Source organism: Amphibiibacter pelophylacis (assembly GCF_037688875.1).
GTDB lineage: Bacteria > Pseudomonadota > Gammaproteobacteria > Burkholderiales > Burkholderiaceae_C > Amphibiibacter > Amphibiibacter pelophylacis.
This window is the reverse complement of sequence record NZ_JAWDIE010000021.1, coordinates 48,999-56,905: the sequence shown is the minus strand read 5'-3', so window position 1 is coordinate 56,905 and position 7,907 is coordinate 48,999. Positions and strand designations below refer to the sequence as shown.

Here is a 7,907-nt window from a genome sequence, read left to right as displayed (position 1 = left end):
TTGTTTTCGTCAAAAAAATGTCACAGAGACGCCACGCACCCCAGTGCAACACAGGGCCGTCAGAGCAGTGGCTTGTCGTCATAATGGCGCATGAGCCCCAAACAACTCCTTGATCTGGCCCAGCAACTCGTTCACGACGTGCTGACTTTCACCTACGCGTCCGACACCTGCGTGTCGTCGTTTTTCCGGCGCAACAAGCTGCTGGGTCCGCGAGAGCGTCATGCGCTGGCCGAAACCACCTATCAGGTGGTGCGTCAGCGCCTGCTTTATACGCACCTGGCGCTGGACGGCAAAAAAACCACGCCCGAGAACCGGGCCCAGCTCGAGCGTCGTCTGGTGCTGCTGGGCTGGCAGGGCCGTGATGTTGATCTGCACGCTGGATCGACCGTGGACGAGCGCGACTGGCTGGCCAAAATGCGCAAGACCGATCTGGCCGCGCTGCCGGACAAGCTGCGCCACAACCTGCCCGACTGGCTGGCGCAGCGCCTGCGCGATCAGGCTGGGGACGATTTCTGGCCGCTGGTCGAGGCACTGCATACCCCCGCACCGCTGGATCTGCGTGTCAATGCCCTGCGCATCAAGCGCGAGGCCGCGATTGCCGGGCTGCAGGAGGACGGCATGGTGGCTGCGCCCACGCCCTATTCGCCCTGGGGCCTGCGCGTGCAGGGCAAACCCGCGCTGAACCGCAATGAGATGTTCCTGCGCGGCGACATCGAAGTGCAGGACGAAGGCAGCCAGCTGCTGGCCCTGCTGGTGGATGCGCACCGGGGCGAGATGGTCGCCGATTTCTGTGCGGGCGCGGGCGGCAAGACGCTGGCGCTGGGCGCGTCCATGCGCAACACCGGGCGGCTGTATGCGTTCGATACCTCCGGCCACCGGCTTGCGGCGCTGAAGCCGCGCCTGAAGCGCAGCGGGCTGGACAACGTCTACACCGCGCAGATCGCTCACGAGCGCGACGAGCGCATCAAGCGGCTTCAGGGCAAGATGGACCGCGTTCTGGTCGATGCGCCCTGCTCGGGCATGGGCACGCTGCGGCGCAATCCAGACCTGAAATGGCGCCAGTCGCCCGCCGCGCTGGTCGAGCTGGCCGCGCTTCAGACCCAGATTCTGGCCAGCGCGGCGCGGCTGGTGAAGCCGGGGGGCCGCCTGGTCTATTCAACCTGCAGCCTGCTGCGTGAAGAAAACGAGGCCATCGCCGAGGCCTTTGGCAGCGCCACGCCGGGCTGGACCCGGCTGGACGCCGCCGCTGTGCTGGAGAAAGCCGGTGTCGAAAACGCGGCCGACCTGGTGCGCAATGGCGATCTGCGCCTGTGGCCGCACCGCCACGCCTGCGACGGCTTTTACGCGGCGGTCTGGCAGAAGGACTGAAAAAACCGCAGCCGCTTCAGACCACGGTGCGTGGCACGCGGGGTGCCAGCGCGCACATCAGCTCGTAGCCGATGGTGCCTGCGCTGGCCGCGACATCGTCGATGGACAGCACCTGAGCGCCATCGACGCCCCACAGCGTGACGCGGCTGCCGTAGCCGGCCTGCGGCGCGGGCGTCAGATCAACGGCCAGCATATCCATCGAAACCCGGCCCAGCGTGCGTGTGCGCACGCCATCGACCAGCACAGGCGTGCCCGTGGGCGCGTGGCGCGGATAGCCGTCCGCGTAGCCGCAGGCGACGATGCCCACGCGCAGCGGGCCTGAGCCTGAATGCTCGAAAGTGCCGCCATAACCCACGCGGCCACCGGGCGCCACGTCCTGCACAGCGATGATCTGGCTGAACAGCGTCATGGCCGGGCGCAGGCCCCAGCCGGTGGCCGTTTCGTGCGGATGGCTGGGCGAGGCGCCATAAGCCAGCACGCCCGCGCGCATCCAGTCGGCCTGAACGGCTGCCCCCACACCGCCTGAAGCGGCAGCATCGGCGCGCAGTGTGGCCGCGCTGTTGGCGACCGTGCGCTCGCCCGGCAGATGGGCGGTGAACGATTCGAACAGGGTCAGCGCCGAGCCAACGCCCTGCGCCAGACCGCCCGCAGCATCGGCGCAGGCCAGGTGGGTCATCAGGCTGATCTCGTCCACCTGCGTCAGCGCATCCAGCCTCGCCCAGGCGCTGCCCAGGGCCTGCGGCGCAAAGCCCAGGCGGTTCATGCCACTGTTCATCTTCAGGAAAACACGCAGACCCTCGCGGGCCTTGTGTGCGGCCAGGGCGTCGATCTGCTCGGTGCAGTGGATGACAGGCCACAGGTGAAGACGCGAGCAGATTTCGTAATCGCGCGGCTCAAAAGTGCCTTCGATCAGCAGGATGGGCCCGCGCCAGTCCAGATCGCGCAGCGTCTGCGCCTCGTGCAGGTCGAGCACCGCGATGCCATCAGCAGCCATCAGCCCCGGAAAAGCGGCGCGCAAGCCGTGGCCATAAGCGTCCGCTTTGGCAGCGACCATCAGGCGGCTGTCGGGCGCGTGGCGGCGGGCCACCGCGAGGTTGTCGCGGATGGCGCCGGTGTCAATGCGGGCGGAAATCGGGCGGGGCATGCGGACGACGGAAAAAGCCGGGGATGGGCGACGCCTCAGGCGCTGGGACGCGCGGCGTCTTCTTCCTGCGGCCAGTCGCGGATGTAGGCCTTGAGCATGCGGTTTTCGAAATCCTGGCTCTCGACCACGCTGCGCGCCACGTCGTAAAACGAGATCACGCCCATGAGCTGCTCGCCGTCCATCACCGGCATGTAGCGCGCGTGGCGCGCCAGCATCATGCGGCGCACGTCGTCGACATCGGTGTCGGGCGAACTGGTCAGCGGCGCCTTGTCCATCACGGCGCCGACGACGGTATCGCCCACGCTGCCGCCGTTGGCGGTGATGGCCTTGATGACCTCGCGGAAGGTGAGCATCCCGGCCAGCTGACCCTGGTGCATGACCACGAGCGAGCCGATGTCCAGATCGCTCATGGTGTGGGTGGCGCGCGCCAGCGGCTGCTGCGGATCGACCGTGTACAGGGTGTTGCCTTTGACCTTGAGAATGTCGCTGACTTTCATGGGGGGCTCCGAGTTGCGCCGGTACTCTGCTTCCGGCAGGGCCCACAGATGGTAAGCGCTGACACCGGCAATTGACAGGCCGCAAGGCCTTTTTTTCGCCATCCGCGATCCGGGTCTGCCCTTACCCTGAGTGCAGGCGCCGCTGTGGGCGTCGCACTGCTGCGGGCGATCCAGCCCCCAACCAACGACATGCCCCGAATGTCCCGATTTTCCCGACGGCCTCTTTCTGCCCTGCGCGGTCTGAGCGCCCTGCTGGTCCTGGCCCCCGCCGCCCTGACGCCCGCCCTGGCGCAGGATGCGCTGCTGCCCGCGCCGCAGGTGCTCAGTGCGCCCGCTGACACCGCGATCCAGCAGGTCGTGCTGACCTGGCCGGATGCGTCGCAGGCCACCCAGGCGCTGGCGGCAGGCCCCATCCAGACCCAGGTGCCAGACGATTTGACCGGCGCACCAGCGCTGACGCTGACGCCGCTCAAGCGCCTGGGCTCGCGCAGCGCTGTCTTCCGGCTGAGCCGCCCCCTGAGCACCCGTCAGATCCGCCTGCTGGACGCCCACCTGAGCCGCCAGAACGGCCTGCTGCGCATCGAGCCCGACGTGGCGGTGAGCAGCCACGCCCTGGTCACCTACGATCGGGGCAGCAAACCCAGTGACAGCTATTTCAGTGCGCAGTGGAACCTGGACGCCTCCAGCGCCAGCCTGCGGGGTGGCGCCAACTTCTTCGGCGCCTGGGCACGCCAGACCAGCGAGCAGCCGGTCACCGTGGGCGTGATCGACACGGGCTACTCCCCCAACAATGACCTGACCGGGCGCGAGTTTCTGGGCTACGACTTTGTCTCTTCGCCCGAGCAGTCGGGCGATGGCGATGGCCGCGACGCCGATCCCATCAGCCCGGGCGATTACTGCAGCGGCACGCTGGGGGCGATTGGCGCCTGGCACGGCATGCAGGTGGCCGAGCAGATCGCGGCCAACGCCAACAACGGTCTGGGCCTGATCGGCGCGGCCTGGCGCAACGCCCGCATCCTGCAGGTGCGGGCCCTGGGCAGCTGCAGCGGCAGCCTGAGCGATGTCGCCGACGCGCTGCGCTGGACGGCGGGCGAATCCATCGCCGGAATCCCCAACAGCAGCACGCCGGTGCGCGTGATCAACCTGTCGCTGGGCGGCCAGGTCGATGGCGGCTGTCCGGCCTTCATGCAGGACGCCGTCAACGTGGCCTTGGCGCGCGGCATCGTGGTCGTGGCTTCTGCCGGGAACGATGGCCTGGGCACGCTATCGGCGCCCGCGAGCTGCGAGGGCGTGATTTCGGTGGGCGCGCACACCTACCAGGGCGATCTGGCCAGCTATTCCAACCACCAGTCCACGCTGACGCTGACGGCGCCGGCGGGCGGCAACTGCAAGACGCTGACCGACTGCAGGACCAACGGCCTGCCCGCCTGGAACCCGGTCAAGGGCTATTCCAGCATGGGTGGCACCTCGATCGCCGCGCCACAGGTGTCGGCCACCGTGGCCCTGATGCTGGCCGAGGCACCCAGCCTGACTCCCGAGCGCGTCAAGGCCATCCTGCGCCAGACCGCCGTCGCGCACCCGGCGGGCAGCTACTGCGCCAGCCAGCCCGGCGAATGCGGGGCAGGCATGCTCAACGCCAGCGCGGCGCTGGCGGCCGTCGCCCAGCCCACGCTGCTGCTGGAGCGCGCGCCGGACGACGCCACCGTGCCCGGCGGCGCCCGCGTCACGGTGAGCGCCCGCATGGTCACCGCTTCCGGCAACGACACGCCCTCGCTCTACCGCTACACCTGGACCCAGACGGCCGGAACGCCCGTCAGCCCCTCAGCCACCGACGCACCCACGCTCAGCTTCACCACCCCGCCGCGCCGCAGCGACGGCCCGCTGCGCTGGCAAGTCAGCGCCACGCAGATCGCCAGCGGCGAAGTCTTCACCGCCGAGAGCGAGATCCGCATCGACAACCCGCCCGCGCTCACGCCCGCCAGTGCGCCCTCGGGCTGGGGCTGCACAGCCGGTCAGACCTGCAGTGGCCAGCTCGCTTTGAGCGACGCCGATGGCGACAGCGTGATCGCGGTGCAGCTCTCCGGGCCGGAAGGCGCCGTGGCACAGGACGGCCGTATCGCCTTCACGGCCGGGACGACCAGCCCGGTGACGCTGCAGGTGGTGGCGCTCTCGCCCGACACCGGGCTGCGCAGCGCGCCAGTCACGATCAGCATCCCGATCGCCGGAGCGACGTCGGTGGCCCCCAGCCCCGCGCCTGCGGGCGGCGGCGGTGGGGGCGGTGGTTCGGTGGGCGAGCTGATGCTGCTGGCGGGCCTGGCTGCCTGCGGCGCGCTGGCGCGGCTGCGCCGACCAGTAGCCACGCCGGGCACGGGGACAAAGCAAGGCCCGGAAGCGCTCAGGCCGCAGTGATTTGCGCGATGGCCGCGCGCAGTTGCGCCGGATCGGGGGGGCCCAGATAGCGCCGGAACAGCGCACCCGACGCATCCAGCAGCAGCGTGGTCGGCGTCAGGTACACCGGCCCCATCGCCCGCGCGACCTCTCCGCTGGCATCGTGCCCCACCGGGAAAGGCAGTTCGCGGCTGCGCGCAAAAGCGATGACCTGATCGGGCGGGTCGTAATCCATGGCCAGCGCCAGGGCATCAAAGCGCGGCCCGGCGAACTCGCGGTAAATGGCCGCCAGCAGCGGCATTTCGGCCACGCAGGTGCTGCAGGAGGTCGCCCAGAAATTCAGCAGCAGCGCGCGCCCGTGCCAGTCGGCCAGGCGGGCCGTGCCGGGAGTGCCGCCGTCCAACCGCGTGAATCCGATCTGCGCCGCCTGCTGCATCTGCGCCGCGTGCTGCTGCTGGCGCCGCCACAGCAGCGCGCCGCCCGCGCCCGTGACAGCCAGTGCGCCCGCCGCAATCAGCGTCTGTCGCCGTGTGATCGCCATCCCCTCAGCCCCTGTCAAACCGATCAGCCCTGGGGCCACCAGCCGCTGCGGCCCTCGTCCCAGGCCTGCTCGACGGCGCTGGCGTAATCGGCCAGTTCCTCCAGCAGGGTCTGGGCACGCTCATCGTCTTTTTCGAAGGCGGATTCGGCCAGTTCGTCGATGCGTCGGGCGTAGGCGGCCAGCGTCAGCGTGCGCGGGGCCGGGCCGGATCCTTCGCGGCCTTCCTCGCCCCACAGGCGCTGGCGGCCGTGCGCCTGCCAGCGCGCCAGCGCCTCGCCGCCCAGTACGCTGGCCTCGTGGCGACCGATGTAGCGCAGCAGAAGCTCGTCCAGACGTTCGTCTTCGAAGGCCGGCTGGCGCTGGGCCATCTGTGCTCCCATCTGTGCGGCCATCTTCGCGGGCTCAAGCGCGCGCAGGCTGTCCAGCAGGCTGCGGTCAGCGCGGCTGAGGAATCCGCCATAGAGATCGCCGTCCACATCGACCGGGCCAGCATCGCGCTCGCGGGCGTAAACCTCGGGCCACAGCCCGGCCAGCAGCGGTGCCACGCGGGCCGCGGCTTCGGCGTGACGCAGCCGCTGCGCGACATCGATGCCCCAATGCGCGGCGCGCTCCGCAGTCAGCACCTTGAGGTTGCCGACCACAATCGGCGACCGGTTCAGGTGCAGGGTCTTGATGGGCAGACGCTGCACGCCCTCCGGCAGGTCCTCGCTGCGCACGAACAGGCGGGCGCGGATGTCGGCGGCGCGCAGCTCGCCCAGCTCGGCCGGATCCTGCGCCAGATCCCAGACGATGAGCTCGTTCTTGTTCGTCGGGTGCGGCGCCAGCGGGTAGACCAGAGCCATATGGCCCTGAGCGGCCGACAGTCGGCCGGACACATGCCAGAAGGGGCCGCCCGCAGCCACGGTCTGGATCTGTTCGATCACGGCCTCTTTGCGGCGCAAACCGGCAAAAAAATCAAACAGCCGGGGCTGGGCCTGACGAAGCAGGCGGGCCAGCGCCACGGTGGCCTGCACGTCGGACAGCGCATCGTGCGCCTGGCCGTGGTCCAGGCCGTTGGCGCGGGTCAGGTCTTCCAGCCGGAAAGAGGTCCCGCCGCCCTCACGCTGCGGCCAGTTCAGGCCTTCGGGTCGCAGCGCGTGCGCGGCACGCATCACGTCGAGCAGATCCCAGCGGCCGCAGCCGTTCTGCCACTCGCGGCCATAGGGCTCGATCAGGTTGCGCCAGAACAGGTGGCGGGTGACTTCGTCGTCGAAGCGCAGGCTGTTGTAGCCCACGCCCACGGTGTCCTCGCGGGCCAGCTCGGCGTGGATGCGCGCGGCGAACTCGCGCTCGGGCAGACCTTCGCGCCAGCAGCGCTGCGGCGTGATGCCCGTCAGCAGACAGGATTGCGGGTCGGGCAGGTAATCCAGCGCGGGCTGGCAGTACCACATGACCGCATCGCCGATGGGGTTGAGTTCGGCGTCGGTGCGCAGCCCGGCGAACTGCGCGGGCCGGTCAAAGGCGGGCGACAGCCCGAAGGTTTCGTAGTCGTGCCAGAAAAACGTGCTCATGCGCCAGTGTAAAGGGCGGCGCGGGGTTTGCCGCAGCGCCTGGGACGATGTCGAAGCAGGTCAGGCGACTTCGAGCAGATCCTGGGCGCCATAGAGGCGGATCAGGTCGGTGAGCTGGCGCGGCGCGGCGCTGACTTTCAGCCCCGCCCCGTTGGCGCGCGCGCGGCGGCGGCACTCGAGCAGCACCGCCAGCACCGAACTGTCCAGACGCTGCAGCATCGAGGCATCCACCAGCACGTCGCCCCCGGGCGCCTGCGCCAGCGTGGGCAGCAGCATGCTGATCACGTCCTGCGCATTGCCCATGGTGACCTGGTCGGGCAAGACCAGCGTGCGGCTGGCCGGGATGGCGTCCACGGCCGGGGCCGTATCCGGCGCGTCTGCGGGATCCTGCACGGCGGGGGTCTCGGTGCTCATGGTGG

General features: G+C 69.6%; 7 protein-coding genes. 2 read left to right on the top strand and 5 right to left on the bottom strand.

Going from position 1 to position 7,907, the window contains the following annotated elements; genetic code table 11:
- Positions 1–90 precede the first annotated feature (90 nt).
- A complete protein-coding gene (locus RV045_RS12380; protein ID WP_423236100.1) occupies positions 91–1,368 on the top strand; it encodes an RsmB/NOP family class I SAM-dependent RNA methyltransferase in 1,278 nt (425 codons plus the stop codon).
- A gap of 16 nt (positions 1,369–1,384) precedes the next feature.
- Here RV045_RS12380 and alr read toward each other — a convergent pair whose 3' ends face one another.
- Both alr and RV045_RS12370 read right to left on the bottom strand, forming a co-directional pair.
- Positions 1,385–2,512: an alanine racemase gene (gene alr / locus RV045_RS12375; RefSeq protein WP_423236099.1), complete on the bottom strand. Its 1,128-nt coding sequence runs from the start codon at positions 2,510–2,512 to the stop codon at positions 1,385–1,387.
- Between the two features lie 35 nt (positions 2,513–2,547).
- Positions 2,548–3,009: a CBS domain-containing protein gene (locus RV045_RS12370; RefSeq protein WP_423236098.1), complete on the bottom strand. Its 462-nt coding sequence runs from the start codon at positions 3,007–3,009 to the stop codon at positions 2,548–2,550.
- Between the two features lie 198 nt (positions 3,010–3,207).
- Between RV045_RS12370 and RV045_RS12365 the strand changes: the two genes are divergently transcribed.
- Positions 3,208–5,418, top strand: a complete 2,211-nt coding sequence (locus RV045_RS12365; RefSeq protein ID WP_423236097.1) for a S8 family serine peptidase — start codon at positions 3,208–3,210, stop codon at positions 5,416–5,418.
- Here RV045_RS12365 and RV045_RS12360 read toward each other — a convergent pair.
- The 3 genes from RV045_RS12360 to RV045_RS12350 are packed head-to-tail and all read right to left on the bottom strand — an operon-like array spanning position 5,405 to position 7,902.
- Entirely contained in the window at positions 5,405–5,938 is a 534-nt protein-coding gene (locus RV045_RS12360) for a TlpA family protein disulfide reductase (protein WP_423236096.1), read from the bottom strand. The genes RV045_RS12365 and RV045_RS12360 overlap by 14 nt on opposite strands.
- Positions 5,939–5,961: 23 nt before the next feature.
- On the bottom strand, positions 5,962–7,488 hold the full coding sequence (sbcB, locus tag RV045_RS12355; protein ID WP_423236095.1) for an exodeoxyribonuclease I: 1,527 nt from the start codon (positions 7,486–7,488) through the stop codon (positions 5,962–5,964).
- Positions 7,489–7,548: 60 nt separating this feature from the next.
- Entirely contained in the window at positions 7,549–7,902 is a 354-nt protein-coding gene (locus RV045_RS12350; RefSeq protein WP_423236094.1) for an STAS domain-containing protein, read from the bottom strand.
- Positions 7,903–7,907: the final 5 nt, after the last annotated feature.